The sequence below is a fragment of the Ensifer sp. ENS07 genome (genome assembly GCF_014852185.1).
Classification (GTDB): domain Bacteria; phylum Pseudomonadota; class Alphaproteobacteria; order Rhizobiales; family Rhizobiaceae; genus Ensifer; species Ensifer adhaerens.
This window is the reverse complement of sequence record NZ_JACVBE010000006.1, coordinates 260078-285722: the sequence shown is the minus strand read 5'-3', so window position 1 is coordinate 285722 and position 25645 is coordinate 260078. Positions and strand designations below refer to the sequence as shown.

22 protein-coding genes and 6 pseudogenes are annotated in these 25645 nt (G+C 60.3%); 8 read left to right on the top strand and 20 right to left on the bottom strand.

What is annotated here, in order from left to right:
• Positions 1 to 3: 3 nt before the first annotated feature.
• The 9 genes from IB277_RS20695 to IB277_RS20655 form a co-directional block, all read right to left on the bottom strand.
• Positions 4 to 309, bottom strand: coding sequence for an antibiotic biosynthesis monooxygenase (locus IB277_RS20695; protein ID WP_060521280.1), 306 nt, complete (start codon positions 307 to 309; stop codon positions 4 to 6).
• A gap of 7 nt (positions 310 to 316) precedes the next feature.
• On the bottom strand, positions 317 to 724 hold the full coding sequence (locus tag IB277_RS20690) for a cupin domain-containing protein (protein WP_060521281.1): 408 nt from the start codon (positions 722 to 724) through the stop codon (positions 317 to 319).
• A gap of 11 nt (positions 725 to 735) precedes the next feature.
• Positions 736 to 2115, bottom strand: a complete 1380-nt coding sequence (locus IB277_RS20685; protein ID WP_192371515.1) for an NAD-dependent succinate-semialdehyde dehydrogenase — start codon at positions 2113 to 2115, stop codon at positions 736 to 738.
• A complete protein-coding gene (locus IB277_RS20680) occupies positions 2112 to 2933 on the bottom strand; it encodes a hydroxypyruvate isomerase family protein (protein ID WP_060521283.1) in 822 nt (273 codons plus the stop codon). The genes IB277_RS20685 and IB277_RS20680 overlap by 4 nt, the downstream gene beginning before the upstream one ends.
• On the bottom strand, positions 2933 to 4009 hold the full coding sequence (locus IB277_RS20675) for an Ldh family oxidoreductase (protein ID WP_060581964.1): 1077 nt from the start codon (positions 4007 to 4009) through the stop codon (positions 2933 to 2935). Before IB277_RS20675 ends, IB277_RS20680 begins: the two co-directional genes overlap by 1 nt.
• Positions 4010 to 4047: 38 nt before the next feature.
• The gene (locus IB277_RS20670) at positions 4048 to 5559 is read right to left on the bottom strand and encodes a tripartite tricarboxylate transporter permease (protein WP_060581965.1); all 1512 of its coding nucleotides are present in this window, start codon (positions 5557 to 5559) and stop codon (positions 4048 to 4050) included.
• Between the two features lie 70 nt (positions 5560 to 5629).
• Positions 5630 to 6127, bottom strand: a complete 498-nt coding sequence (locus tag IB277_RS20665; RefSeq protein WP_192371514.1) for a tripartite tricarboxylate transporter TctB family protein — start codon at positions 6125 to 6127, stop codon at positions 5630 to 5632.
• 27 nt (positions 6128 to 6154) lie between these two features.
• Positions 6155 to 7138 (bottom strand): tripartite tricarboxylate transporter substrate binding protein, encoded by a 984-nt coding sequence (locus IB277_RS20660; protein WP_192371513.1) that lies wholly within the window; start codon positions 7136 to 7138, stop codon positions 6155 to 6157.
• A gap of 118 nt (positions 7139 to 7256) precedes the next feature.
• Positions 7257 to 8348: an isocitrate/isopropylmalate dehydrogenase family protein gene (locus tag IB277_RS20655; protein WP_210339626.1), complete on the bottom strand. Its 1092-nt coding sequence runs from the start codon at positions 8346 to 8348 to the stop codon at positions 7257 to 7259.
• A 231-nt stretch (positions 8349 to 8579) separates the two neighbouring features.
• On the opposite strand from IB277_RS20655, the gene IB277_RS20650 reads away from it, so the two are divergent.
• Entirely contained in the window at positions 8580 to 9470 is an 891-nt protein-coding gene (locus IB277_RS20650; RefSeq protein WP_246812758.1) for a GntR family transcriptional regulator, read from the top strand.
• A 150-nt stretch (positions 9471 to 9620) separates the two neighbouring features.
• Here the strand turns inward: IB277_RS20650 and IB277_RS20645 are convergent.
• From IB277_RS20645 to IB277_RS20625, 8 genes and pseudogenes are all read right to left on the bottom strand, one after another.
• Positions 9621 to 10070, bottom strand: a pseudogene (locus IB277_RS20645) (multicopper oxidase domain-containing protein); the annotation flags it as partial.
• Between the two features lie 9 nt (positions 10071 to 10079).
• Complete coding sequence (locus IB277_RS20640) at positions 10080 to 10370, bottom strand: type II toxin-antitoxin system RelE/ParE family toxin (protein WP_060521288.1); 291 nt, start codon at positions 10368 to 10370, stop codon at positions 10080 to 10082.
• On the bottom strand, positions 10367 to 10615 hold the full coding sequence (locus tag IB277_RS20635; protein WP_060521339.1) for a CopG family ribbon-helix-helix protein: 249 nt from the start codon (positions 10613 to 10615) through the stop codon (positions 10367 to 10369). Before IB277_RS20635 ends, IB277_RS20640 begins: the two co-directional genes overlap by 4 nt.
• 124 nt (positions 10616 to 10739) lie before the next feature.
• A pseudogene (locus tag IB277_RS38140) lies at positions 10740 to 10894 on the bottom strand (PIN domain-containing protein); the annotation flags it as partial.
• Positions 10891 to 11146: pseudogene (locus IB277_RS38135) on the bottom strand (plasmid stabilization protein). The pseudogenes IB277_RS38135 and IB277_RS38140, both read right to left, overlap by 4 nt.
• A 51-nt stretch (positions 11147 to 11197) precedes the next feature.
• Positions 11198 to 11311: pseudogene (locus IB277_RS38130) on the bottom strand (type II toxin-antitoxin system mRNA interferase toxin, RelE/StbE family); the annotation flags it as partial.
• Positions 11312 to 11662: 351 nt separating this feature from the next.
• Positions 11663 to 16231 carry an adenylate/guanylate cyclase domain-containing protein gene (locus IB277_RS20630; protein WP_192371511.1) on the bottom strand — a complete coding sequence of 1523 codons (4569 nt, stop codon included), beginning with the start codon at positions 16229 to 16231 and terminating at the stop codon, positions 11663 to 11665.
• A 137-nt stretch (positions 16232 to 16368) separates the two neighbouring features.
• Positions 16369 to 16644: a DUF4242 domain-containing protein gene (locus tag IB277_RS20625; protein ID WP_060521340.1), complete on the bottom strand. Its 276-nt coding sequence runs from the start codon at positions 16642 to 16644 to the stop codon at positions 16369 to 16371.
• A gap of 94 nt (positions 16645 to 16738) precedes the next feature.
• On the opposite strand from IB277_RS20625, the gene IB277_RS20620 reads away from it, so the two are divergent.
• A complete protein-coding gene (locus tag IB277_RS20620; RefSeq protein ID WP_192371510.1) occupies positions 16739 to 18127 on the top strand; it encodes a tetratricopeptide repeat protein in 1389 nt (462 codons plus the stop codon).
• A 121-nt stretch (positions 18128 to 18248) separates the two neighbouring features.
• Here IB277_RS20620 and IB277_RS20615 read toward each other — a convergent pair whose 3' ends face one another.
• Positions 18249 to 20051 carry a chloride channel protein gene (locus tag IB277_RS20615; RefSeq protein WP_192371509.1) on the bottom strand — a complete coding sequence of 601 codons (1803 nt, stop codon included), beginning with the start codon at positions 20049 to 20051 and terminating at the stop codon, positions 18249 to 18251.
• Between the two features lie 149 nt (positions 20052 to 20200).
• Here IB277_RS20615 and IB277_RS20610 point away from each other — a divergent pair, with 149 nt between their 5' ends.
• Both IB277_RS20610 and IB277_RS20605 read left to right on the top strand, forming a co-directional pair.
• Positions 20201 to 20641, top strand: a complete 441-nt coding sequence (locus IB277_RS20610) for a MarR family winged helix-turn-helix transcriptional regulator (protein WP_371813635.1) — start codon at positions 20201 to 20203, stop codon at positions 20639 to 20641.
• Between the two features lie 272 nt (positions 20642 to 20913).
• Positions 20914 to 22179, top strand: coding sequence for a glycosyltransferase family 4 protein (locus IB277_RS20605; RefSeq protein ID WP_192371508.1), 1266 nt, complete (start codon positions 20914 to 20916; stop codon positions 22177 to 22179).
• A 122-nt stretch (positions 22180 to 22301) separates the two neighbouring features.
• Here IB277_RS20605 and IB277_RS20600 read toward each other — a convergent pair whose 3' ends face one another.
• Together IB277_RS20600 and IB277_RS20595 are read right to left on the bottom strand one after the other, a co-directional pair.
• The gene (locus IB277_RS20600) at positions 22302 to 22724 is read right to left on the bottom strand and encodes a type II toxin-antitoxin system VapC family toxin (RefSeq protein WP_113293813.1); all 423 of its coding nucleotides are present in this window, start codon (positions 22722 to 22724) and stop codon (positions 22302 to 22304) included.
• Positions 22721 to 22975: a type II toxin-antitoxin system Phd/YefM family antitoxin gene (locus tag IB277_RS20595; protein WP_192371507.1), complete on the bottom strand. Its 255-nt coding sequence runs from the start codon at positions 22973 to 22975 to the stop codon at positions 22721 to 22723. The genes IB277_RS20600 and IB277_RS20595 overlap by 4 nt, the downstream gene beginning before the upstream one ends.
• A 188-nt stretch (positions 22976 to 23163) precedes the next feature.
• Here IB277_RS20595 and IB277_RS20590 point away from each other — a divergent pair.
• The 4 genes and pseudogenes from IB277_RS20590 to IB277_RS38945 all read left to right on the top strand — a co-directional run.
• A pseudogene (locus IB277_RS20590) lies at positions 23164 to 23709 on the top strand (transposase); the annotation flags it as partial.
• 266 nt (positions 23710 to 23975) lie between these two features.
• Positions 23976 to 24230 carry a type II toxin-antitoxin system VapB family antitoxin gene (locus tag IB277_RS20585; protein WP_034798574.1) on the top strand — a complete coding sequence of 85 codons (255 nt, stop codon included), beginning with the start codon at positions 23976 to 23978 and terminating at the stop codon, positions 24228 to 24230.
• Positions 24230 to 24617: pseudogene (locus IB277_RS20580) on the top strand (type II toxin-antitoxin system VapC family toxin). Before IB277_RS20585 ends, IB277_RS20580 begins: the two are co-directional and overlap by 1 nt.
• A 201-nt stretch (positions 24618 to 24818) precedes the next feature.
• Positions 24819 to 25136 carry a hypothetical protein gene (locus tag IB277_RS38945; RefSeq protein WP_371813634.1) on the top strand — a complete coding sequence of 106 codons (318 nt, stop codon included), beginning with the start codon at positions 24819 to 24821 and terminating at the stop codon, positions 25134 to 25136.
• Positions 25137 to 25645: the final 509 nt, after the last annotated feature.

Here is a 25645-nt window from a genome sequence, read left to right as displayed (position 1 = left end):
TGGTCACTCGGCTCCGTATCGCGCCGTAGACGAAGAATGGGTCACCACCGGTGGCCCGTCGAAGAAGTCACCGACGAGACGGCGCCACTCCTGGAAATCGTCAGAACCGCGAAAATCGACGAGATGGTTGTCGACGGTCTCCCATTTCACGAGGAGACGGTACACGGACTGGTTCTCCAGGACCCTGTGGAGTGAAAGGCCGTGACAGCCTTTTGCACGAAGGAAAAGCGGAGCCGCTTGCTCGACCCCCTTTTCGAAATCTATTTCCTGACCGGCCTTCACTGCAATTTCAGCAACCTCATAGATCATAGGAACCTCATGCCGGCTTGTGGCCGTGTTCGGCGTCGATCGACCGTTCCTCGCCAGTTGCGATCATCGTGCGGGTCGCATCGACGGACGCATAGACCCAGAAAATGCGCATGGGCTTATCGGTCGGATTGATGAAGCGATGTGGCACATTTGCCGGAATCCATGTCGTGTCATTCGTGTCGAGATGATGCTGGACACCGTCGATCTCCGCGATCGCCCGGCCTTCGATGACCATCACGCTTTCTTCGCAATTGTGCTTGTGCAACCCGATCGCTGCACCCGGATCAAAGGCGGTGATGCCGTTGATCATGCTGGTCGATCCGCATTTACGCGTGACCAACGGCGTGGTGCGCGCACCACCGCCGCGGTCGTTCGTCGGCAGGTCGCGCGGGCGGAGTATTGCTGGTTTCGTCATCAAAGCATTCCTTACTTTGCCGCGACGGCTGGGCCGATCCAGACGGTCTTGATGTTGACGAACTCGCGAATGCCGTAGACCCCGAGCTCCCGGCCATAGCCGGAACGCTTGATGCCACCGAATGGGTAGCGTGGGTCGGAAGCGACCATGCCGTTGATGAAGACGGCGCCGGCATCGAGGTCGCGGGCGAGCTTGCGCGCCCGCTCGATGTCGCGGCTCCAGATCGCCGAGCCGAGCCCGAATTCGGTCTGGTTCGCCAGGCGGATCGCTTCCTCCGCATCTCTTGCCCGGATGATCGCCGCAACGGGGCCGAAGGTTTCTTCGCGGAAGGCGGTCATCACCTCAGTCACATGATCGAGCACCGTTGGGGGATAATAAAAGCCGTGGCCATCGATCGGCTTGCCGCCCATTTTCAGAGTTGCGCCGGCGGCAATGGTCTTTTCTACCTGCGCATGCAGGCCGCTCAGGAGATTGGCGCGCGCCATCGGTCCGATGTTGGTGTCACGCGCAAGGGGATCACCGATCTTCAGCTTCGCAACCCCCGAGCAGAACAGTTCGACGAAACGATCAGCAACCGCGTCCTCGACGATGAACCGCTTTGCGTTAACGCAGGATTGGCCGACATTGATGTAGCGCGCCTTGACGGCAACGGCGGCCGCTTCTTCGAGATCGGCGTCGGCGAGCACGATGAACGGATCGGAGCCGCCGAGTTCCAGCACCTGCTTCTTCAGCGCCTTGCCGGCCTGCGCGGCGACAATCGCGCCGACCTCAGTGGAGCCCGTTAAAGTAACCGCGGCGATGCGGTCATCAGCGATGATATCCGCGACCTTCTGCGGCTCGATCAGAAGCGTGCGGAACAGCCCCTCCGGGCAGCCAGCTTCCTTCATGATCTCTTCGATCGCCAGCGCGCATTGCGGCACGTTGTTGGCATGCTTGAGGATCGCGCCGTTACCAGCCGCAAACGCAGGTGCTGCGAAGCGGAAGAACTGCCAGAAGGGATAGTTCCACGGCATGATGGCAAGAACGACGCCGAGCGGGTCGAACACGACGACGCTCTCGGACGCGTTCGACGCGACCGGTTCGTCCGCAAGATACTTCGGCGCATGTTCGGCGTAGAAGTCGCAATTGTAGGCGCATTTCTCGATTTCGGCTTCGGCCTCGACGATCGGCTTGCCCATCTCAAGCGTGATCATTTCGGCATATCGCGCCTTGCCGGCGCGCAGCACCCCCGCCATGCCGGCAAGCAAACGAACCCGGTCTTCGGTGGGCACCTTGCGCCATGCTTTCTGGGCGGCGCTGGCTGCAGAAAGGGCGGCATCGACAAAGGCATCGTCATGCCCTTCGTAGCGTCCGAGTTCCTGGCCAGTCGCCGGATTGATTGCTGTGATCATGCGAGCCTCCTGTCTTGCCTCTGCTGCAACTTGGCGCCGATCAACTGCTTCCAGCGGGGAAGGAAGGCGGCGCTTTCAATTGTGGTATTAGAAGGGATGTATTCGAAGCCGATCGCGCCTTCGTAGGCCTGGTCGGCAAGGGCCTCGAGGAGCGCTTCGAAGTCTATCGCACCGGTTCCGGGCTCGTGCCGGCCCGGATGATCGGCGACATGGACATGCCCGACCCGATGCGCGTTGGCCTCTATCCAAGGCACCAGATCAACGCCGTTCGCGCGGGCATGGAATGTGTCCACCAGCAGCGCGAGGTTGCCGGGACCGAAGATGTCCTGAACAAGGCTGGCGTGATCGAGCGTGGACAGGAAATAGCCTGGCACCGCCGCCTCGCTGATCGCTTCGATAAGGATCTTGACCTTGGTGCCGGTAGTCCGCTCCACGGCATAGCTGAGATTGCGGTGATAGGTTTCAGCCGCAGCCGACATGTCGGCAATGCCCGGAACGCCAGCCATCGGATGCACGAAGGGGCAATCGACCGCGACCGCATAATCGAGCGCCCGGTTGAAGCGCTCGCGAAACTCGATCTCGCGACCAGGAAGTGCGCCCAAGCCTTTTTCGCCTTTGCTGGCGTCACCGATAGCCGCACACAGCTGCGCGAACGAGAGGCTGTTTGCGACCATACGTGACCGCATTTCAGTTGCGGGAACATGCCATGGGCTGGGGTGCTCGATCGCCGTGAAGCCGGCGCCGGCCGCTGCTTCTATCCTTTCCGGAAGCGGACGTTCGGTGAACAAGTAGCCGATATGGGCTGACAAGCGGTTCATCAGGCCGCCTCGCCGGGCGCCCGGCCGGTCGGGAAACGCACGCCAATGCGTTCACCTTCCTTCGCCAGGTCCGCCACCACGTTGTCGGTGATCGGAATACCAGTCCTCAGCCGCTCGTCCTCGCGGCGCTGTTCCGGTTCCCCGGGCATCATGATTTCCTCAACACCGGCTGCCTTCGGCAGCGACTTGATGCGCTCGTAGAACGCGTCCATGCGCGCGTCGAAGTTCTCCAGCGACATGAAGAGATCAGGCTTGATGGCAAAGAAGAGGTGGCCGACGTTTTGCGGCTCACTGTGATCGAAATAGAGGCTCTTTACGTCGCCGCCGAAGTTAGCGCCGGTGAGCACGCCAGACATGAGGTCCATGAGTGTTGCAAGCACGGATCCCTTGACCCCGCCAAACGGCAGGCAGACGCCTTCGAACGCCTTGGCCGCATCCGTCGTCGGATTGCCGTCCACGTCGAGTGCAAGTCCTTCCGCAATGGCCTCGCCCTTCATTGCGGCAAGGCGAATCTTGCCGCGGGCGATGACGGTCATCGCCATATCCATAACATAGGGCGCGTGTTTACCGCCCGGGATGCCCGCAGCGATCGGGCTTGCGCCGAGGAAGGTGGTACGCCCGCCCCACATCGGGATCGCCGGCGATGAATTCGTGAAGATCATCGAGATATAGCCGGCCTCGATCGCCTGCAGTGCGTAAAGCGCACCCATGCCAAAGTGGGTGCTGCGGTAAACCCCGACCAGGCCGATGCCGTTGGCTTTCGCGAGTTCAACGGCTTCTTCGGTTGCCTTATGGGAGGCAAGGAACCCCATGCCATTGTCGCCATCGACAAGAGACACGGCTCCGGCAACCTTGCAGATACCGATTTTGGGTTTCGGGTTCACAAGCCCGCGCTGCAGCCGCTCGACATACATCGGGATCCGCGAGACCCCGTGGGAGTCGATACCGCGCAGATTGGCCTTCACCAGATCGCGGGCGATCGTGGCTGCGTCGGGCTCTGACATTCCAGTGCCGGTGAATATCTTCGTCGCGAAGGCAGTCAGTTCGTCGACGGAGAAGTATGTGACTTTCGACATGGCGATGTTCCTGGTTGATCGGTGACCGACGGCAAGGCTCAGGCTTGGTTTGCGGCTTCGCCTGCCTGGCGTGCAGCACGCCAGCGCAAAAGGGTGGGCACGAGAACAAGCGTCACAGCGATGACAATCAGCGCGAGCGAGATCGGATGGGTGAAGAAGACGCTGGCATCCCCCTGACTGATCGTCAGGGCGCGACGGAACTGCTGTTCGGCGAGCGGTCCAAGGATCAAGCCAACGATGCAAGGCGCGACCGGGACGTTAAGCACCCGCATACCAAAGCCGATGACGCCAATGATCCAGAGCAGCGCGACATCGACGATGTTGTTGTTGAGCGTATAGGCACCCATCGTCGCAAACAGCAAGATGCCCGAGTAAAGCCACGGACGCGGGATCGCGAGCAGCTTCACCCAGACCCCGGCAAGCGGCAGGTTGAGCAAAAGCAGCATGACGTTGCCGATATAGAGGCTGGCAATCAGTCCCCAGACGAGCTCGGGATTGTTATCAAAGAGCAGCGGACCCGGCTGGATGCCGTACTGCTGGAAAGCAGCCAGCATGATCGCTGCGGTCGCGGACGTCGGCAGACCGAGCGCCAGAAGAGGCGCAAGCACGCCTGCGGCTGAAGCGTTGTTGGCAGCTTCCGGTCCGGCGACCGCCTCGATCGCACCATGACCGAACTCTTCCGGGTTTTTCGAAAGGCGTTTTTCCGTCAGATAAGACAGGAAGGTCGGGATCTCGCTGCCGCCGGCCGGCAGCGCGCCGATCGGAAAACCGAGCGCCGTTCCACGCAACCACGGCTTCCAGGAGCGACGCCAGTCCTCACGGCTCATCCACTTGGAGCCCTTGAGCTGATAGAGTTCCTCGGTCTCGAAACAGTGGCGTGCAACGGTGAAGAGAGTTTCGCCAACCGCGAAGAGGCCGACGGCGACGACAACCACGTCGATGCCGTCGAGCAGCTCCGAGATGCCGAGCGTAAAGCGGGCCTGGCCCGTCTGCAGATCGATCCCGACAAGACCGAGAGCGAGACCGAACAGCAGGCTCGCAAGACCCCGAGAGAGCGAATCGCCGAGCACCGCGGTGACCGTGGTGAGCGCAAGCACCATCAGCGCGAAGTATTCCGTCGGGCCGAAAAGCAGTGCCATCTTTACCATCAGCGGCGCGACAAAGGTGAGCGCGACCGTCGCGATGGTGCCGGCGACAAAGGAGCCGATGGCGGCCGTCGCCAGCGCCTGCGCACCGCGGCCCTTGCGCGCCATGGCGTGGCCGTCGAGCGCCGTGACGATGGACGCGGACTCGCCCGGCGTGTTGAGCAGGATAGAGGTGGTCGATCCGCCGTACATGGCGCCATAGTAGATGCCGGCAAACATGATGAAGGCGCTCGTCGGCTCCATCCCGTAGGTGACGGGAAGTAGCAAGGCGACAGTCAGCGCCGGTCCGATACCGGGAAGAACGCCGATTGCCGTTCCAAGTGTCACGCCGACGAGGGACCAGAACAGATTGTACGGTGTGGCGGCAACGGCAAAGCCGTGGAAGAGTGCTGCTAGGGTATCCATGTTCATTCCGCCCTTGGGCTATGAGAATTGGGCTAGGTCTCTGGTTGCAACATTCGAACCGAGCGCGACTTCAAACGGAGCCGCGGGCAAGATCGCTCAGGTCTTCGATGTAGCTGCCAGTCGGCAGATCGAGATCGAGCCCATAGTCGAACACGAGATACGTCAGCGCGGTCAGCAACAGTCCAATCATGAGATTGCGCAGATGGGTCCGGCTGCCGAAGGCCATTGCCGAGACGACGAAGAGGAAGGTGCCGGAGACGATCCAGCCGAGCCTCTCAAGCAACACGAGCTGTGACGCGAAAGCAGCAGCCACCAGGATGACGGCTTTCCAGTCGAGCTCTGGAAATTCCTCCGCCTGCAAGCGATGAAGGAAAGCCTCGTAGAGAAGCTGCAGCCCAACGAGGATCAGTCCCGTCGCGATGAGGGCAGGAAACAGACCTGGCCCGATCACCGTCTGCGCTGCGATGGGAGGCGTCGACCATGTCTCGAAACCGATGAAAAGACCGAGACTGAGCGACGCAAGTCCGAGGGTTGTCTCCCCGATACGGAAATTGGCCGATTTCAACATGATGACACCTCCCAAGGTGGACGCCGGTCAGAGCAGCCCGACTTCCTTCAATGCGCCCTCGACGCGCTTCTGCTCGTCGGCGAGGAACGCAGCAAAAGCGTCTGCCGGTAGATAGGTGTCGATCCAGCCGCGCTTCTCGAGAGCAGCCTTCCATTCGGGCGTCTTGACGAGGGCGGCAATCGCCTTCTCAAGCCCTTCGCGGTCTTCGTCGGAAAGCTTCGGGTGCGCCATGATTCCGCGCCAGTTCATGACGGCGAGATCAACGCCTGCCTCCTTCAGCGTCGGCACCTCGTGCCCCGGAATACGAGTGTCACCGGTAACGGCAAGGGCGCGAAGTTGGCCGGCCTCGACCTGCGCGCGGAACTCCTCATAGCCGCTGATGCCAACGGTGGCATGGCCTCCAAGGGTCGAGGCCAGCACCTCGCCGCCACCGGCATGCACCACGTAGTTGATCTTCTTCGGATCGACGCCAACGGTCTTGGCGATCAAGCCTGCGGCGACGTGATCGATACCGCCGATCGAACCACCGGCCCAGGAGACCTTCGCCGGATCTGCCTTCAGACGTGCAACCAGGTCATCCATCGTCTTGATATCGGAGTTCGCCGGCACCACGATGGCATCGGCCTCGCCCATGAGTCTTGCGACCGGAACAGTCTGGTCGAGCGTCACGGGCGACTTGGTCGTCAACACGCCGCCGACCAGCGCAAAGCCAATGACCATAGCCGACGGATGCCGCGGTTTGGTGGTGACAAACTGCGAAAGTCCGACTGTACCGCCGCCACCGGCCACGTTTTGAACCTCAACGGGTCCCGTCAGCTTGTCTTCCTGCAGTATCATTTGAATGGTTCTGGCCAACTGGTCGTAGCCGCTTCCCGGGCTGCTCGGCGCCATGATGTGCAGGGATTTAAGTTGTTCGTCCGCGAAGGCGGGAACGGCCGCCTGGTTGACCAGAACCAATGTCGCGGCAGCGGCAAGCAGCGTTGAAAAGGCGCGTCGTGTGATCTTCTTCATGGAAACTCCTCCATCCATGTCTCTGTGTTGTTCGATCCCTGGGGCCGCCATTCGGCCCCCTCCTCCAGGATCGCCGGAACACAGTCCCGGCTTGCCCTTGCGGGGATTTCAGGTGTCCTCAAGCGGCCGATGTCGAAGCACCCGCGGCGCGAATGGCATCCACCACCTTCGCGGTGAAGGCATCGGTATCGAGGCCTCCCCCGACGTCGCGCGTGCGTGAATGCGGGTCCCGCAAAACGGCGTCGGTCGCTGTTTCGATCAGTGCCGCGGCGCGCGCGAGGCGCGGATCGTTTCGACGGTGAGCGAGCCAATCAAGCAACATGCCGGCCGAAAGAATGAGGGAGGTCGGGTTCGCCACGTTTCTGCCGGCAATGTCTGGCGCCGACCCATGCTGTGCCTGTGCGACGCAAATGTCGTCACCGGCGTTGATGGACCCACCAAGTCCAAGGCTTCCCGAAAGCTCCGATGCCTCATCCGAGAGGATATCCCCGAACATGTTGGTGGTGACGATGACGTCGAAGCGATCCGGCGAGCGAATGAGATGGGCGGCCGCCGCATCGACGATCAACTCTTCCAAATGCACATCCGGATAGGCTTCCGCGACCTTCCGCACTTCGCGCAGGAACAGGCCGTCGGAGAGCTTGACCACATTGGCCTTATGCACCGCGGTCACCTTTTTGCGGCGGTGGCGTGCCAGTTCGAAAGCCGCCTTGGCCACACGAGAGGAAGCCTTGGCAGTCACCTTGCGGATCGAAAAGGCCATATCCGGATCCGGCATGAATTCGCCTGTACCGGCATACATATTGCGGTCGGAGTAAAAACCCTCCGTGTTCTCGCGCACCAGGACCAGATCCATGGGCTTGCGCAGGATCGTCAGTCCGTCGCGTGAGCGACAGGGCCGAATGTTGGCGTAAAGCTCGAATTTCGTTCTGAGTTCGCCGGACGGATTGATGCCGCCTTTGTCGCGCGACGGATATTCGTAATGCGAGACCGGCCCAAGGATGACCCCATCCACCTCGGGCACGCGCTTCATCACCGCATCCGGAAGCGTCGTGCCCTGCTCGGCAAGGGACTTGAGGCCAATGTCTTTGAACTCAAAGTCGAGCCCCACGCCCGTTGCGGCCGCGGCGACCTTCAGCACCTCCAAGGTCGCGGACGTGATCTCCGGACCGATCCCATCACCCGGCAGTACGAGAAGTTTAATCGTCATGTCTTCCTCACCGTTCAGGAGATGGCGGAGGCCACGCGAGATCGTTCGCCGACTTCGCGTCGGCGTCGAGCAAGCAAAAATCGAATTGGAGTCCTCCAGACCGCCTTGGTCTTTTTCTCCTCTAAAATACCAAATACGCCCCCGCTTGGTATTTTGCAATAGAGAAAAACCAAAAACTCTTGGCGTCGCCGCGGCGTTGTGGCATAGATGAGCAAAATCGGGAGCTTAGCTTTGCAGACCACCCCGCTGATCGTCAGCCTCGCCGACCAGATCGTCGCGCATATTCGCACCGACAAGCTTTCCGAGGGCGATCGCCTGGTGGAACGCAAGCTTGCCGAACAGCTCCGCGTATCACGCTCGCCGGTGCGAAACGCCATGAAGCTCCTGCACGAAGCAGGTGTCCTGAAACAGGGCGAAGGCGGCGGCTACATGATCGCCGATGTCGGGGCGGCCGAGAAACTGTCTCGGGAATCGGCTTCAACGGAGGATGACGAACAGATCTATCTGACGATCGCCGACGACCGGCTGCACGGCCGACTTCCGGAAAAGATTACGGAAAGCGAGTTTCTTCGTCGCTACGAGCTCACGAAAGGCCAGCTCTCAAAAATCCTTTTGCGCATGGCCAATGAGGGTTGGATCGAGCGACTGCCAGGCCACGGCTGGGCATTTCTACCGGTGCTCACCTCACTCCAGGCCTACGAGGACAGCTACCGATTTCGCCTGTTGATAGAACCCGCCGCACTGTTGGAGCCGACCTTCAAGCTGAACCGCCCCGCACTTTTGCGTTGCCGCGAGGAACAGGAATGGCTCGTCAACGGCGGCATCTGGACCGTGTCGGATGCAAAGCTGTTTGGACTAAACAGCGGCATGCACGAGGCGATCATCGAATGCTGCCAGAACAGCTTCTTCATCGATGCGCTGAACAGGCTCGACCGCCTACGCCGGCTGATCGATTACCGCCAGATGCTCGATCGCAACAGCGCACGCGAGCGTTGCCTGGAGCACATCGAACTCCTGGATCTCATCCTTGCGGGGAAAAACGAAGAAGCGTCGCGCTACATGGCGCGTCACCTTGAAGATCTTGGCCGCCTGAAAACTGTTGCACGAGAAATGCGCGGCTGATCATCGGCCCATTCAAGACGGCTCCACGTGCGGAGAGCACATTTGCAAGCCGGTTCCAAAAGAGTGGAGCGATCTACCGTCTCGATAGCAAGGAGCAGCACCCGTTGCGTCGACCACGGTGTCTACTCCTTCTCTTGAAGCGCTGCTACAGACGCGCTCGCCCGACCGGAAAGCTTCAGCCTCCGACACCCGGCCGTTAAGTGACACCGTATTGCCGACGCGGCCGGACACCCCGGCCTCCATCCGGTTGCCGCCGTCCTCGGTCAGCCGCCAGTCCGAAAGCATCCAGACGAGGTCGCTGTCGACGGCGACGGGTTGGCGTGCCTCCACGATCACCGCTGCGGTGAGGCCGCGGCCGAGTTGCTCGAGGCTGTTGGCGTGCGGGTGATACCAGAATGTTCCGGCATCAGGCGGCGTGAACTCGTAGATGAAGCTTTCTCCCGGCCTGATCGGCGGCTGCGTCAGGCCAGGCACGCCGTCCATGGCATTGGGAAGTCGGATACCATGCCGGTGGACAGTCGTTTCCTGCTCGAGGCGATTTTCGACGACGAGACGCGCGGGTTCGCGCTGACGAAGGCGGACCAGCGAACCCGGCACGGTTGGTCGTGACTAGAGTACCCGCGGCCATTGCTGATGGGCGTGCATGACGGTGAGGATCTCGACGTCGCGACTTACGCGGTAGGGAATGATGTAGGGAATGTCGGCTAACACGAGCTCGCGCGTGCTCTTGATACGACCGGGCCGCCCACTGGCAGGGTACTCCGCTAACGCATCCACGGCAGTGACAATCCGCGCCACGACGCGAGCTGCCGCATCCGGATCGTCTTTTTCGATATACGCACCGATCTCATCAATTCGCCGCAACGCCCTTATCGTCCAGCGAATACGCTTCCGACTCATGATTGCCGAGCGGACTTGACGTACTTCGCGACGACTTTCGCCACATCTTCTTCGCTGGCGAACTCACCCCGATCGGCCTCCGCCAACCCGGCTTCAATCTCGGCAAGCTGCCATTCCTGTTGCTCAACGAAAGCTTCGATGGCTTCGGCAGCCATATAAGAGCGAGACCGATCCAGCTTCTCAGCGAGTTGATCCAGCTTGCTCGCGGTTTCATCTTTTACACGAACGGTAAACGCAGCTGTCATGAGGCCTGACTTTCCTTGGTTCACCTTGATTATGGGAGAACCGCTTTGGTGCGTCAAGGTTCAAGGCACTATGCAGCCGCCGCGCGATTGATCTGTCGGTTTTGCTGCCCTAGAAACTTGATGCCTCCGGTAGCGCAGCGATGCCAAACAGCAGTTCCGCAGCGTTACGCTGGACAGGTACAAGGTTTCGGCTACCTGGTCATTCAACCAATTGCGCGCAGCCAAATCCGGAGCCGGCTTCATCGCCTCCAAGACGACATTCGTGTCCAGGACGATCATTCAAACCTCATTGGCTCCGCCGGCGCTTTGTCTCGCATCTGGTCGAACACTTCAAAATCATCATTGGTCAAGCCAAGCCGCCCGCTCAACTCAGCCAAGGTATCGCCGATGCGAATACGCTGTTCGGGCTTTTACCGCACGTTCCAGAATCTCGCGGACTTCCGCCTCTGTGCTACGGCCGTGATTCGCCGCCCGAACGCGCAAAGCCCGGTGCACTTCATCAGGTACATTTCGTACTGTCAGAATAGCCATAGTCAGACTCTCGCAGGTGCCTTCATTGACTGCAATATAGTCCCCGTGCAGTCATTTCCCAAGTTTAACGCGGTCGACTGTCAACGTGTAGACGGCGATGTAGGGTGTGCGCGGAGTTACCAACTCACACGTTCCCTCAATTCGACCGGGGCGGCCGCTTTCCGGTTTATGGAACTCATCAGAAAGCTGGCGTCGGGCGTATGCGTGCCGGGCACTACGGAAGTTGGTCATGTGCAGATCCACAAGGCTTCAGCCCTGTGGATCTGCAAAGAAACGAACGGCCGTCCCCTTAAGCAACGGCCGCCTGTGGCTCCTCGACAGCGGATGACAGAGCTGACGTGATCTGGCGAAGTGTCACCAGTCCGATGCGGCGACCGTTCGTGTCGGTGGCGAAAGCCGTGTCTTAGGTGGAATTCGTCAATATCTTTGCAGCTGCGCCGAGCGTCGTTCCGGATTTAATGAGCGGCAGCGATCTGTTTTCCGACCGGAAACTTTCTTGCATTGCTCCCGGTTCTCCTAGCTCCGGCATTCTGCCCGTTGACCGTCAACCGGCAAGAAGAAGCGCTTTCGCTCGCAGGGGGTCAGGTCGCGCAGTACGATGCTGTGGGCAAAAGCGATGAGCTCCCCAGTTGTCGGAAAAACCCGAATGATCTGTACCTTTCGGTACGCGGAAGCGACTGCGATCTCGGTTCCACCAGAGCTAAAGGCTGGCCTCATTGAACTTGGTTCCGTGTCCGTTGCATCCCGCTGATTGTCAAGGAGCATCACCTGACGGCCCGCATCCACGTCCCACAGTCTCACCGTGTGGTCTTCAAAAGATGCCGTTGCAACGAATGAGCCATTCCGGCTGAATGCGGCGTAGTTAAGCGCGCCATCGTGCCCTCTGAGGATTTGCCGCTCCGTTCCATCGGGAACATTCCAAATGCGGGCCGTACCATCGCGCGAAGCGGTCACGATTGATCGTCCATCCTGGCTGAAAGCGATATCTGTCAACCCATCGCCATGGCCTCTCAACGTGGCGACGACACTGCCATCTGTAGTGGACCAGACGCGGGCGGTCCCATCCAGCGAGCTGGTCGCAGCCAGACCGCCATCGGGACTGAAGACGGCCGCCGTGATCCGCTTCTGATGCCCAGCCAGAATTTCCACCTCGGTTCCATCCGTCCTCCACAGCCGCGCCGTGCCGTCTGTCAACGCTGTGATTACAAGCTTGCCATCGGGGCTGAACAGAACCTTCCGCAAGTTCGCGCTTGCCGTCAGAACGGCCACTTTGGCACCCGTCGACGTGTTCCATAGCTGCGCCGTTCCATCCGCGGACGCCGATGCCAGCAGGTCGCCGCGAGGGCTGAACTGAATATGGACGACTGCCGTGCCGTTGACGGCCAACCGACGTGTCGCGCGCCCGCTCTCGGCGTCCCAGAGCGTAATACGGCCGTACGAAGAAGCGGTCGCGACGACGCGGCCATCCGGACTGAAGGTCCCGTACTCGACCGCATCGCCATCGGTTTCAAGTCTCGTAGTCTCGCGGCCGCTCGCCACATCCCAAATGCGGGCGATGGTATCCCCGGTCATGACGCGCTTTCCATCCGGGCTGAATACAGCAAACGCCGGTCGGTGTTGGTGTCGTAAGGTAGTCGCCAGGACGCCATCGATGTCCCACAGTCGGGCCGTACCGTCGTACGAGGCCGTAAGGAGACCACTACCGTCGGGACGGAAAGCCACGTGTGTGACTGGCCCACGATGTCCTCTGATAGTCGCGAATTCAGTGCCACTCTCAACATCCCATATGCGGACCGCATTCTCCTTTGCAGCGGTGGCGAGGAGCCGGTCGTCAGGGCTGAATGCGCAATTCATTTTCTGGTCGCCATCCGCGGCTTGGAAAGCAGACAGCTTGAGTCCACCGGTTTCCTGCCCCAGCGCGCGACGCATATTGCCGGATATGCCATCCCAAAGACGCGCCGTGCCATCGAGGGAGACCGTCGCAATATAGCGGCCGTCATGGCTGAAGGTGCCACCATGAATATCGCTGGTGTGACCGAGGAGTGACGCAATCAGGGTTCCGCTCGGCACATCCCAAAGGCGGGACGCCATGGTCCATGTTATTGTGCCCCATAAGGCTGCCAGGATCTTGCTGCCATCGGGACTGAATACGACCTCATCGGGCCAAAACTGGTTGTCCAGGCTTCTGATTAACTGACGGTTCTCAATCCTCCAGATGCGAACAGAACGTTCATGCCCGTTGCCGGCCGCGACACTCAGACCATCAGGGCTGAACGCAGCCGACGTTGTCCCGAAGCTCTCAGCGATTTCAGTTCTTCCGCCGGTCTTTGTATCCCAGATAGTCAAAGCTCCTTGATCCGATCCGGTGAGCACCCGCGTGCCGGCAGGGCTGAACATCGCGGTGTGAACGTGGCCAGGCTGGGGAAGGACGAAGATCTGTTTGCCTGCCGCGACGTCCCAGATTCGCGCCGTGCCGTCGCGGCTGGCCGTCACGACACGACTGCCGTCCGGATTGAAGGAAGTGCTTTCGACCGCGCCCTGGTGGCCCCTCAAGACGGCCATTTCCGTCCCGTTTGCAACGTTCCAGATGCGCGCGGTCCGGTCGTAAGACGACGTTACGATACGGTCTCCGCCTGCATTGAAAGCGGCATAAGTCACGCCAGCATCATGGCGGAATATCATGGTCTGATGGTGCTGGAACAGCGCCTGGTAAAGGGCAAATTCCGCTTCTTTCACATAGGGCCGTTCCGGGGCAGCAACGTCCTTCGGTAACGCCTCCAGCGCCAACAGAATGGCGGCTTCGGTGTCGCCGGTCATAGCGGTCTGCTGAGAAAGAAGCGAGAGGGAAAGGGATTGATTGCGGAGCGCCTGGTTACGCGCCTCTATGGCCTTCCGCTCCGCTGCACGGGCTTGGTCTGCATTGACTTGCGCCACCATAGCCTGTCGTCTCGCCTCGTGTTGCCCATGGAATCCGGCGATCGCACCAGCACCGGCGATGACGCCCAAACTTATCGCGATGACGGCTGCGTAACGCGTGCGCCGCGCAAGGCGTATCGCGGCCTCGGCCGCCAAGCTTCGGCGTTCAGCCTCACTTTCCAAACGCTCTCGCTTCGTGGTCTCTTCCGCCTCTATGCGCATGCGCTCAACTTGACGCTCTTTTTCCAGCCTGGTCTGGTGCATCTGCAACGAGGCTTCGACGTAGGCGACGATCTCGTCTTCGACCTCGTCACGTCTCGACAGAAGTTCTTCGCCCTCTGCTAACCGCTTGCCGGGGGGCAGCAGAAGGTCTGGGTTCTTGTTGTCAAAAAGCCATAGGCGAGCATCCGCCTGCACGCGCTCACGTGTCTCGAGGAAATTCCGGTTCGCATACGCAATGTCCCGCGCTCGCGGCCAGCGAGTGAGAAGCGCCTCATGTGTTACGCGCACAACTGCATCGCCCGCAGGATTTTCGTCGCTGGCCAGGAGCCGGGCGGCCATCATGGCGTTGACGAGAACGATTTGCGCCGGCCGGCCGCTCCATTGCGAGAGCGAGGCAGGACGCGCCGTGATCGCCTCTTCGCCGAGGCGTACTGTAGTCAGAGCGGTGAGCACGGCAGGCAAGGCATCCTGTACGTCAGGGGGAAGCGACCCGACTACCTCGTCGGCGCGACGTGCAATCGCGCCTTCAAGGCCGCCAAGCGCTCTATACGCCGCGAATGTGAGCAGACGGCGCTCTCGGCCTGCCTGGAAGAGCGCTTCCAGCATGAATTCGAGAAGGGGCAATGATCTGGCATCTGCAACCGCTGCCTCCTGCAGCACGTCCTCGAGCCGCCCCTGATCTGCGTCCTCCTCAAAACGCAAACCGGCTGCGCGTGCCGGCTCGCGGATGATCTGAGCGATTTCCGGGCCAGTCGGGGGCAACAGTTCATAGCTGCTGAGCCCATCCTTCAGCGTCCAGAAACCGGGAACCTCGCTGCAGCGGTGAAAAAAATCAGACCGGATCGTGCCAATCACCCAAACGAACCCGCTTCCTGCAAACGTCGCGAGCGCTCGCACTAGTTCCGTGTGGGACATCGGCTCCGCCTCAGTCGTGAACAACTCCTCCATTTGATCTAAAGCGACCACCAACCGCGCCTGTGCACTGGCGTGCGCAGGCATAGTAGCTTTGGCAAGTGCGGCGCGGATCATCCCAAGGGCGCGCTCGGGTGCGCTACGAAGGTACTGCGTCAAATCCGTCACCGTTGTCTCTTGCGCCAATTCCGGCAAAGCATCTTCACGAAGCAATGCGGCGGCCAATGACGCGATCGCGTCGGTTCCTTCTGACGGCCGGAACAGGCAACGCCGCCACAGAGCGATGCCCGCCACCGCGCCAGGTCGTGTGATCGTAGGGAGTAGCCCCGCACGCAGGAGAGAGGATTTGCCTGACCCGCTCATTCCATAGATCAGCAAGAAAGACTTGCCGTTCGCCGCTAGCTGTTCCAGCCGGTCGATGCAGAGGCAGATAGCGTGTGTACGGCCGAAGAAGAGATCGGCGTGTTCGAACTCAAAGGCGTCAAGGCCACGGAAGGGTGAATTGATACGCTCCTCCGACACAAGAGGCACACGATAAGCACGCACAGGCCGAGCGATGTTCTTCACCTTGTGCTCACCAAGGTCCACAAAATCCAGGGCGAGCCGATCGCGAACCTGGGCATGGATCGCCTCGGAGACGCATACCCCGCCGGCCGGTGCAAGCGCCTCCAAGCGTGCAGCGACGTTTACTCCGTCGCCCAGAAGATTGTCGCCGTCCGCCACCACGTCACCGAGGTTGATGCCGATACGAAATCGCATACGGCTCGGCTCGGGCAAGTTGGTGTTCCGGGCGTCGATCTCCAGTTGGATTTCGGTGGCACAGCGCACTGCCTCGACAGGGCTCGCAAACTCCGCGAGAACACTGTCGCCAGCGCTCCCAAAGACGCGGCCTTCATGACGTGCGATCAGGCCATCAATGATCTCACGATAAGCCTTCAAGGTGGCAAGAGTAAGCTCTTCGTTCTGGCCGGTCAGCCGACTATAACCAGCCACGTCGGCCACTACGATGGCAGCTAATCTTCGCCGAAGGTCCATGGCTGATGCCTGCTCTCCGCCAAATATCTTGCCACATTTTACGGCTGTGTGGGGAGAGTGTCCAAACAAAGCCTCAGGACCACGCCTCCCGGATCAGCCTTCGAGGCTTGCGGCGACATACGCCGCCAACCTCGGTTTCAGGCCAAATCTTCTGAGGCGATGTGCGCCACTTCGGTGATCTTCAACAGCGGAATTTGCGCGAGCTCATTCGCCTCCTGCACTCGCTCGGCTGAGGGCGCGTCAAAGAGGCAGAAGGACTTTTCCTCCGACGGCACGAACGTCGAGCGCAGATAGCGCACGGGCTTTCCCTGCTGCGTCATCTCGGCGGTCACCGCCTTTGCGCGCCCAGCGGCGGCCATGAGCTGCTCTGGTGTGATGCCCGGCAAGTGTCGCTCGACCATATATTGTGGCATGATGAGGCTCCCTTTCAGCTTCAGCGAAGGCGTTGTCAAACCCTCGTCAATATGCGCATCCTCTAAATAATAGCGCGCTCCGCTGGTGAACGGTATGAGTATCTATTTCGCCGCTGTATTCACGGACCTGGTTCGACACTCCGCCGTGTGGAATAAGGTATCTCGCGACACCGTCACCCACGTCATCACCGAGTATCGGTATCTATCGCGCTCTCTCGCGGGCCAGTATGGCCCCCGACACGAGAACTTCACCGGTGACGGTCATCTCTATCTGTTTGAGTCTGCGGATGTGGCCGTCCATTTCGCGTTGAAGCTCATCGCCTACTGGAAGCAGCGCCGCCGCTCACTGTTCTCTGTCCCGGGCGCGCAAGATCTGCCGGTCAGAGTTGGCTGTCATTTCGGCGAATGCTCCCAGATGGAAGAAGAAGATGCCTGGGTAGGACGGGCGATCAACCTCGCCAAGCGTGTGGAATCCAGCGCTGAGCCGGATTCGCTTTTCGTCACACAGACGATCCTCGAACTCGTCGACCTTCCCATCTACGAGTTCAGCGAGGCTGGGTACTTTGAGTTGAGAGGAGATTTTCTTCCGACGAGACTGCTCTATCGGCTGTCATCAGTTGACAGGGCAGCGCTTGCAGCGCGGCCCGAAGACAGGCTGACGGCTGAGGACTGGTTTCTGAAAGGGGTCGGTCTTTCGGATCCACATGGCAGCGTTTCGCAAGAGGAACTGCGATGCTACCAAGAAGCCCTTCGGCTTCGTAGCAACTATCCGGAAGCTCACAACAATCTGGGTATTCTCTCCAAGGCGAACGGAGATCCAAACGCGGCCATCCAGCACTATCACGAGGCGCTTCGCCTTTGGTCGCAGTACCCCGAGGCACACTACAATCTAGCCATTCTCCTTGAAACCATGGGAAACCGAGCCGAGGCTGCGAACCATTACGGTCAGGCGATCAAACTTCGTCCCGACTATGTGGATGCATTGCTGCGGTATGCCGGCCTCCTCGATATCGCTGGTGACAGGTTTGGAGCCGAACAACACTACAATGAATCCATCCGCCTTCGACCTGGCTTTGCCGAGGCGCATAACAATTACGGTATCTTTCTGGAGAAACACGGAGACACGTCGGGCGCGGAGCGCCACTACACCCAAGCACTCAATTTACGTCCTGACTACGCCGAAGCGCATTACAACTACGCGATGCTGCTTGAACGCGAAGACGGGGCCAAGGCCGAGGAGCATTACCGCGCCGCTATTCGTGCGTGTCCGGAGTATGCCGAGGCACACAACAATCTGGCCGTTCTGCTGCACGAAAACGGCGAACTTGCTGCTGCGGAGCAACACTACCTGACTGCCCTCCGCCTCCGCCCGGACGATCCGGAAGCAAACTACAATCTCGGCTTGCTGGCGCAGCTCAAGGGCGACTTGGAGCTCGCCGACCAGCTCTTTCGTCGCGCTAAGGAGTTGGGAACGCGGCATTGAGGGCGAGCAACTGCCCGCGCACCTGGCCGCGTTTCATACGTAAACCGGTCACCAAAAAAAGCCGGGGCCTTCCGCTAGCCGCAGGCAAGCAGGGTGCAAGCGCCCCGCCGGACCACATCAGTCAACGACCCCGCACCCTTCCAAGATAGGGCCGCCGTTCCAGCTCAGTGGATTTATGGGATTGCCTCAGGCGAAGCAGGTCCTTGCGGGTGACAAGACCGACCAAGGTCCCCAATAGCGGATCGGTGATGGGGATCCTCGCAACATCAGTCGCAATCATGATGTCCGCGATGTGACCAACGGTATCATCGGGGTGCCCGATCGGGATCGAGGCGTCCGATACCTTGTCAGCCAGGATGTCGGCCCCGATCTCCGGACCTCGCTGCCACCGAAGCGCGTCTGCACGCGAAACCATACCGACAAGCGCACCGGCTTCGTTAACCACCGGATAGGTCCGGTGTGCATCGTCCGCCGCGGCGAAATGCGCACAGACCTCGGTCACCGACATTGTCGCCGGTAATGTGGCGACGGTGCTGACCATAATGTCGCGAGCGCGCGCGAATTCGAATGGATCGACACCATATTCTCGGCTGATGTGCTGGCCTCTCCGCGCAATTTTCTCCGTCAGGATTGACCGTCGCAGGAGAAGAACAGTCACCGCATAAGCGGCAACCGTGGCGGCCAGCAAGGGAATGAGCGTGTTGAGATCACCGGTGATCTCGATCGCGAAAAACGTTCCCGTCAACGGCGCGCGCATGGTGCCACCCATCATCGCCGCCATGCCGAGCAACGCCCAGAATCCCGGATCTCCGGGAAGCACCAAGCCCGTCAGCCATCCAAGGGCGCCTCCAAGGATCAGTAAGGGAGCCAGCACACCTCCTGATGTACCGGACGAGAGAGCGATCAGCCAGATCGTGGCCTTCACCAAGAGGATAGCGACCACAGTTGATGTCGGCAGGCTGTTTTTCAGCAACCCTTCAATGACATCGTAGCCGACACCAAGAGCACGGGGTTCGATCAGGCCACCAAGCCCAACGGCAAGTCCCCCGAGCGCCGGCCACCACATCCAGTGGATCGGCAGGCGCTCGAACAGATCTTCAATCTTGTAGAGGAGAGTCGTGAGCACCCCGGACTGAAGGCCGGCAATAATCCCCACTCCGGCACAAAGCAGAATACCCCACCACGGAAAATCGATCTGGAAATGCGTCGGGAACAGCGGTCCACTTCCGAACAGCAGCGGGCGCCAGGAGATGGCGACGCAGGCCGAGACCGCGACGGGAATGAAGCTGCGGGGTTTCCATTCAAACAGGAGAAGCTCGACCGCGAGCATCACGGCAGCGATTGGAGAGCCGAAGATCGTCGTCATGCCTGCCGCCGCCCCTGCGACCAACAGCGTCTTTCGCTCTGCCGCACTCATGTGGAAAAACTGGGCAAACAGCGAGCCGATGGCGCCACCGGTCATGATGATTGGCCCCTCTGCTCCGAACGGTCCTCCCGTGCCGATCGAAAGGGCTGACGACAACGGCTTCAGCACGGCGACCTTTGCCGACATACGGCTGCCGCCGATCAGGATGGCCTCTATCGCTTCCGGTATACCGTGCCCGCGGATCTTCTCCGAGCCGAAGCGCGCCATCAGGCCGATGACGAGCCCACCCACCACCGGGATCAAAACCATCCAGGGTGAGAAGATCACGTCGGCTATCCGCGCCTCCTGCGTGCTCACCCGCCCAAACCAGACGATGTTGGTGACAAGCGCAATCAGATTGACGAGGAACCAGGCCGCAAACGCGCCGCCCGTTCCGACGATAAGCGCCATTCCAATCAACAGGAGCACGCGCCTATCGGTGGTGAAGTCGCCGGCTTCGCGGCGTGCAAGGCCGCCCATGAAATCGTGCTGATGCGGATGGGAAGATTTCGATGACATCGGTATACCTGCTGAGCCGGCGGAACGGTGGGTGTGATCGACCGCAGCGCTAATATGTCGTAATACGATATAAATCAAGACGGAGTTGGCAGACGGTGCCTAGACGGGTATGGACGTAGCCAGCTGAAACAGTACTGGTGTCAAAGTCTGTGGCCAAGAAACAAGACGCACTTACGGATGCCGACTACGAGGCGCTGGCTAACCTGCGCTACATCCTGCGTCGTTTTATGGACTTCTCGACGTCCGCAGCGCAGCAGGAGGGGCTCCCCAGTCAACAACACCAAGCCCTGCTGTCCATCAAAGGCCATCGCGGCGAAGTGCCCATGACAGTCGGGGTCTTGTCCGAGCGCCTCGTCGTTGCTCGGCACACCGCTTCCGAACTCGTCGAGCGGCTCGTGGGGGCAGGCTATGTGACGCGGGAGCCCGATCCGTCCGACAAGCGCCGCCAGACGTTGGCGCTTACCGGCAAGGCTGAAGACGTCCTCACGCGATTGAGCGCCATTCATCTGACCGAAATCCGTCATATGGCCCCGCGCCTGATAGAGTTGCTCGGCAATCTGCAGACGAAAGGCCCTTTTTCCGAGGCTTGACCGCTCGTCCGCCGACAGCTTGCTCATTCCAGCGACCTGATTTGGACCGTTCCGCCTCGTGACCACGGGTACAAGGGAGCGAACGCCGCTTTATTTATATCGTGTCACGATATATCTTATCCCGTGCGGGATAGTTTTGGTGTCTCTCCCGGGCACTGACCCGTCGAGACCGCTTATTCCAGTAGCGCGTTTACTACGCTGCGAAAGTCCGATCGCCCGAATTTAAGGTGTTGTTAACAAAAGTAGCTGGGAAAGCGAGGTGGCAAGCCAAATTGGATAGGGGTAAGGGTGCCGACATCGTCGGAGCAGCCGGCATCGCCGGTGCGCGCATAACCATCATCGTTTCAGCACTCGGCGCCGGCGGCACTGAACACGTCGTCAGCCTTGTCGCCAGTCACTGGGCGCGGCTCGGCTGCGCCGTCACCGTGATTACCCTCGAAGCGCCTGCCTCCGAACCCTACTACAAGTTCGATCCACGCGTCGCCATCGAGCGGCTCGACGTGCCGACTGAGAAGGCCACAAAGTTGCGTGCCGCATGGCTGGTGGCTCGACGGCTCTATCGTCTGCGCTCGACGATCACCCGCTCCCGTCCCGACTTCGTATTGAGCTTCCTGACCCGGACGAATGTCCTGGCGCTGGTCGCGACACGCGGCCTCGGGCTTCCCGTGATCGTCTCCGAGCGCAACAACCCGGCGGTACAGCCCTTCGGCCCCCTTTGGAAATGGCTGCAGCTTCGCCTTTATCCGCGCGCATTCGCTCTCGTGACGATGACCAAAGGGGCGCTCGACTACTTCTCGCCTGAGGTCCGCCGCCACGGAAGAGTAATCCCCAACGCCATCAACCTGCCCGCCGGCTGGGAAAACAGACGCGGCAACAAGATGCTCACGGCCGTCGGCCGGCTGACCCGACAAAAAGGCTTTGATCTGCTGCTGGAGGCCTTCGCGAGGATCGCCGACACCCATCCTGACTGGAAGCTCGTCATCTGGGGGGAAGGCGAAGGGAGGACAGAACTGGAAGCCCAGCGCGACGCGCTCGGCCTGCGCGACCGGGTGGAGATGCCGGGCCTCACCGCAAAACCCGGCCTCTGGCTCGAAACCGCCGACGCCTTCGTTCTCTCATCCCGCTACGAGGGCTGGGGCATCGTGCTGCTCGAAGCCATGGCCGCCGGCCTCCCCGTCGTCTCGTTTGCCTGCGACTGGGGCCCGACCGACATGATCGCCGACGGCGAGGACGGCATCCTCGTGCCGAACGGCGACATCGCCGCGCTCGCCGATGCGCTGTCCAACCTGATGGCCGACGAGGCCTTGCGCGCCCGCCTTGCAGCGAACGCCGAGGCCAACGTCCGGCGCTATGATGCGGCTCACATCCTGTCTCAATGGGACGCCGTTGCGCTATCGGCGCTGGAACACGCAAGCGCGCGCAAAATGCCCCCCGGTTACTCCGGCATCGAGAACCCGCTATTCTACAAGGACAACACCCGCATGTTCTACGGTGACGCGAAGAAGAGCATCGACCAACTGCTGCCGGCGCTGGCGTGATAACAAGATCAATAACGTCATACCCGCTCCGCTAACGCGGGTACGACTTCAATCCCTCGCCTTGAAAGGATTCGAACTGAAGCGGACTGAGTTCGGAGGTAGTATGGCGGCTGAGACGATCGTCAGCCTTGCCATGGATCGACAACCACAACACCGGTGCCTTCGAAATCCCTGACATTGCGAGTCGCGACTGCCATGTCGTGAACCAACGCAGTCGCGGCAATCAAGGCGTCTGCTTCGTTGCGCCTGTCGGGAACATGCAAGTGCGCGCAACGAGTCGCAACCGCATCATCGACCGTCAGAATGCGACCTGCGAACTCGGGTCGAACCTGGCCGTCGAGCCAAGAGCGCAGCCGCGCGCCTTGTGCGGCATCCCGGCGCTGCACGCTAAGCACTCCTCGCTCCAATTCAAGGACTGTGATAGCCGAGATGAAGAAGCGAGCCGCATCTTCTGCCCCAATCCACGCTACGACATTGGCATCAGCTTTGCCGTCGCCGACCTTGCGTAGTTCCGAGATAACGTTGGTATCCAGCAAGTACTTCAAGAAAAATCCACTTCGCGAGGTCTGATTTCAACACGGCGCAGCTCGAAATCGATTGCCGAGAGACCCGGCATAGCGAGAGCCTCGATAAGGCTACGGTGCTTGCCGCTCAAGCGCTCGAATTCATCATAGGTCATGAGGACATGCGAAGGCTTGCCGCGGTCTGTGATGATCACCGGGCCGCTTTTTGCCGCCTTCTTGGCCCTGCTGACGTCATGATTCAGTTCTCGGCTGGAGAGGGTCGTGATGCTCATGAGGCGCACCTCCATGTAGGTAATTACCTACATATAACAATGAAGGACGGAATTGCAAGTCGAGTAAACGCCTGAGCGCCAACGGAAACGTCCGTCCCAGTCGATACATGGCCTTTATCAACCAAAGACAGCAAAAATGCTCAAGGGTTACCGTGCGATTCTTCGGGCATGATCCGAAGGAGATGAGAATGTCGGAGATGCTTGCAGCGCTTACCAACATTCGGACCGCGGAAGATATGGTCGTGGCCTTTCGCCATGAGGAGCAGTGTCGGCGATTGCTGGAAAGCATGGTGTGGCCGGCCGCAAGAGTTTGCCCCGCCTGTGGTTACAAGCGCTCGATCGCAATCGCCGGGCGCGATATGGGCAGGCGGCGTGCGCGCCCGGGTCTCTATCAATGCTCCAGCGGCGATTGTCGCTTCCAGTTTACGGTGACGACCCACACGCCGCTGCATTCCACAAAGCTTCCTCTGAGCGTCTGGCTGAAGGGCATGTGGCTGATGCTGCAGTCGGATAAAGGTTTGTCCTCGGTGCGCCTGGCCGAGGCTCTGGGGGTGAGCCAACCGACGGCCTAGCGGATGGACACGCGCTACGTCTCATGGCGGCGCGCGAACACATGCTCGATGGCACGGTGGAGATCGACCATTTTTATCTCGGTGGGCGAGCAAGAATAAATCCGGACGATCCACCGCCTGGACGAGGCCGAAAAGGTCTGCCTAATACCCAGAAGATTCCTCATAGCGAAACCTTTTCTTCTCCGCCTCACGCCAGCGGCTTTTCGCCATATCATGGATGCGCTGCTGGTATTCAGGACTCAGCCTGCTTTGGGGAGCGGCGGTCCAGGCAAGACGATAAGGCGCGAGCCGCAATCGGCTAGTTAGCGCCCATTATTGGCATTCCACGGTAGCAGATCGCTGATTGACCATTGACTATTAGGTCGCGTCGACTGGCGCGACGGTGCTATAGGTAGAATATAGAAATTTAGGAGCCTTGGTCGACAAGAATGGCGCTGAGCATCAAAGACCACGACACCGAACAGCTGGCCCGCACCCTTGCCGAACGGACCGGCGAAAGCATCACACTGGCAACCAAGCGCGCGCTCGAAGAGCGCCTGCGACGGCTTGGCTCTGACTTGCGCAAAGCCGCTCTCCTCGAGGACCTCGAAGCGATCCAGCGACGCTGGAACGCTCGGCCCGTTCTCGACAGCCGCACAGCCGACGAAATTCTCGGCTACGACGAGAACGGACTGCCATCCTGATGGTCATCGATACCTCCGTCCTTGCCGCCATCGCCTTCAATGAACCGGAAGCGGCGGCTTTCCGCGAGCGCATTGCAGACGACCCCGTCAGGCTCATCTCCGCCGCGACCGTCCTAGAGGCTGCCATGGTGATCGAAACTCGACTTGGGGAGGCCGCAGGCGCCGATCTCGACCTCTGGCTCTACAAGGCAGAAGTCGAAATCGTCCCAGTTACAGCCGAACATTCCGATCGTGCGCGGCGCGCCTGGCGGCGCTATGGTAAGGGACGTCATCCGGCCAGCCTCAAACTACGGCGACTGCTTTTCCTATGCTCTTGCGGCGCTTTCGGGAGAACCGCTCCTCTACAAGGGCAACGATTTTTCGCAAACCGACATCGAGGCGGCGTGAGGACGAATTCATGGTGGCTCGAAGCGGCCCAGCAAAAGCGCCCACGGACGTGTCGGCGACCACACAAAGCGGCAAGCGGAGCCAGAGCGGAAAATCCTGCTTGATCGACGAGATACGGCTGTGCGCCGTAGAAGGCATTCCGGGTTCGGAGCGCCGCGTGATGTCGGCACACGGCGATCTCTATATCAACGGCCTGCCGAAATGAGCGAACCCGCCTCAGAATCCGTCCTCAAACGCGCTGAAGAACTCGACGCGCTCGACGCCATCCTGCCCTTCGATCGCCGCGGTCGGCTTGCGGCCCTCCTAACCAACGACGATGTCGCCACGCTCAAGCATCTGGCCAGCGAGGGCGAAGTCATTTCGTTTCGAGCCCTGCTGCTTGGACTTTTGGAGAGCGGGACGGCTCGGCCTCCCACCGAACGCCGGAGATTTGCGAAGCGCTTCGTCGCCCCTCAAGCTTGGTTAATTCGTTCGCCGCCGTTGGAAGTAATCTGGCGGGACCTGTTGCTCGATGGTTAGAGCCCGCTCAATGGGTCGCAGGTTAGAGTCCTGCCGGGCTCACCATGCCCTTAGGATCGAAGTCCACCGTCCATGCTTTTTGGGTCTCGCCCGATTGATCTCTCTTGGGCGTCAATCCGAAGTGCTGCAGTGTAGCCGCTTTGGGCCGAAAGAAGCCATCGCGCGCTATTGGCCGCTGATTTCAACCAGTCTCGAGTGCTGATAAATAGTAGGACGGCCAGCGTGATCTCGCGGCAGCAACGTGACGTCAATCGGTCGCCCGACCCCGTTCTAAAAATAACGGCGATCGCGTCCCCGAGGACTTTTGACAGGCCGGGCACATTTAGTCCACCCAGACTCTGCCCGACTAGCACGACTCTTTTGTTCGCCGGGTTTTGAGCTGGGGACCTTGTCGCCAAACTTCAGGATGGCGTGCACTGCGACTGACGCGCTGAGGCGCCAGTCGCAGAGGAATTGCAGGACCGAGCTTAAATATGGATGGCCTACCCAACGGTCGGAGCCCCACCGCG

Bases quoted from the DNA above. Each gene is read 5' to 3' on its own strand.
- IB277_RS20695 (WP_060521280.1), bottom strand. From the start codon at position 309: ATGATCTATGAGGTTGCTGAAATTGCAGTGAAGGCCGGTCAGGAAATA.
- IB277_RS20690 (WP_060521281.1), bottom strand. From the start codon at position 724: ATGACGAAACCAGCAATACTCCGCCCGCGCGACCTGCCGACGAACGAC.
- IB277_RS20685 (WP_192371515.1), bottom strand. From the start codon at position 2,115: ATGATCACAGCAATCAATCCGGCGACTGGCCAGGAACTCGGACGCTAC.
- IB277_RS20680 (WP_060521283.1), bottom strand. From the start codon at position 2,933: ATGAACCGCTTGTCAGCCCATATCGGCTACTTGTTCACCGAACGTCCG.
- IB277_RS20675 (WP_060581964.1), bottom strand. From the start codon at position 4,009: ATGTCGAAAGTCACATACTTCTCCGTCGACGAACTGACTGCCTTCGCG.
- IB277_RS20670 (WP_060581965.1), bottom strand. From the start codon at position 5,559: ATGGATACCCTAGCAGCACTCTTCCACGGCTTTGCCGTTGCCGCCACA.
- IB277_RS20665 (WP_192371514.1), bottom strand. From the start codon at position 6,127: ATGTTGAAATCGGCCAATTTCCGTATCGGGGAGACAACCCTCGGACTT.
- IB277_RS20660 (WP_192371513.1), bottom strand. From the start codon at position 7,138: ATGAAGAAGATCACACGACGCGCCTTTTCAACGCTGCTTGCCGCTGCC.
- IB277_RS20655 (WP_210339626.1), bottom strand. From the start codon at position 8,348: ATGACGATTAAACTTCTCGTACTGCCGGGTGATGGGATCGGTCCGGAG.
- IB277_RS20640 (WP_060521288.1), bottom strand. From the start codon at position 10,370: ATGAGTCGGAAGCGTATTCGCTGGACGATAAGGGCGTTGCGGCGAATT.
- IB277_RS20635 (WP_060521339.1), bottom strand. From the start codon at position 10,615: ATGACAGCTGCGTTTACCGTTCGTGTAAAAGATGAAACCGCGAGCAAG.
- IB277_RS20630 (WP_192371511.1), bottom strand. From the start codon at position 16,231: ATGGACCTTCGGCGAAGATTAGCTGCCATCGTAGTGGCCGACGTGGCT.
- IB277_RS20625 (WP_060521340.1), bottom strand. From the start codon at position 16,644: ATGCCACAATATATGGTCGAGCGACACTTGCCGGGCATCACACCAGAG.
- IB277_RS20620 (WP_192371510.1), top strand. From the start codon at position 16,739: ATGAGTATCTATTTCGCCGCTGTATTCACGGACCTGGTTCGACACTCC.
- IB277_RS20615 (WP_192371509.1), bottom strand. From the start codon at position 20,051: ATGTCATCGAAATCTTCCCATCCGCATCAGCACGATTTCATGGGCGGC.
- IB277_RS20595 (WP_192371507.1), bottom strand. From the start codon at position 22,975: ATGAGCATCACGACCCTCTCCAGCCGAGAACTGAATCATGACGTCAGC.
- IB277_RS20585 (WP_034798574.1), top strand. From the start codon at position 23,976: ATGGCGCTGAGCATCAAAGACCACGACACCGAACAGCTGGCCCGCACC.
- IB277_RS38945 (WP_371813634.1), top strand. From the start codon at position 24,819: ATGAGCGAACCCGCCTCAGAATCCGTCCTCAAACGCGCTGAAGAACTC.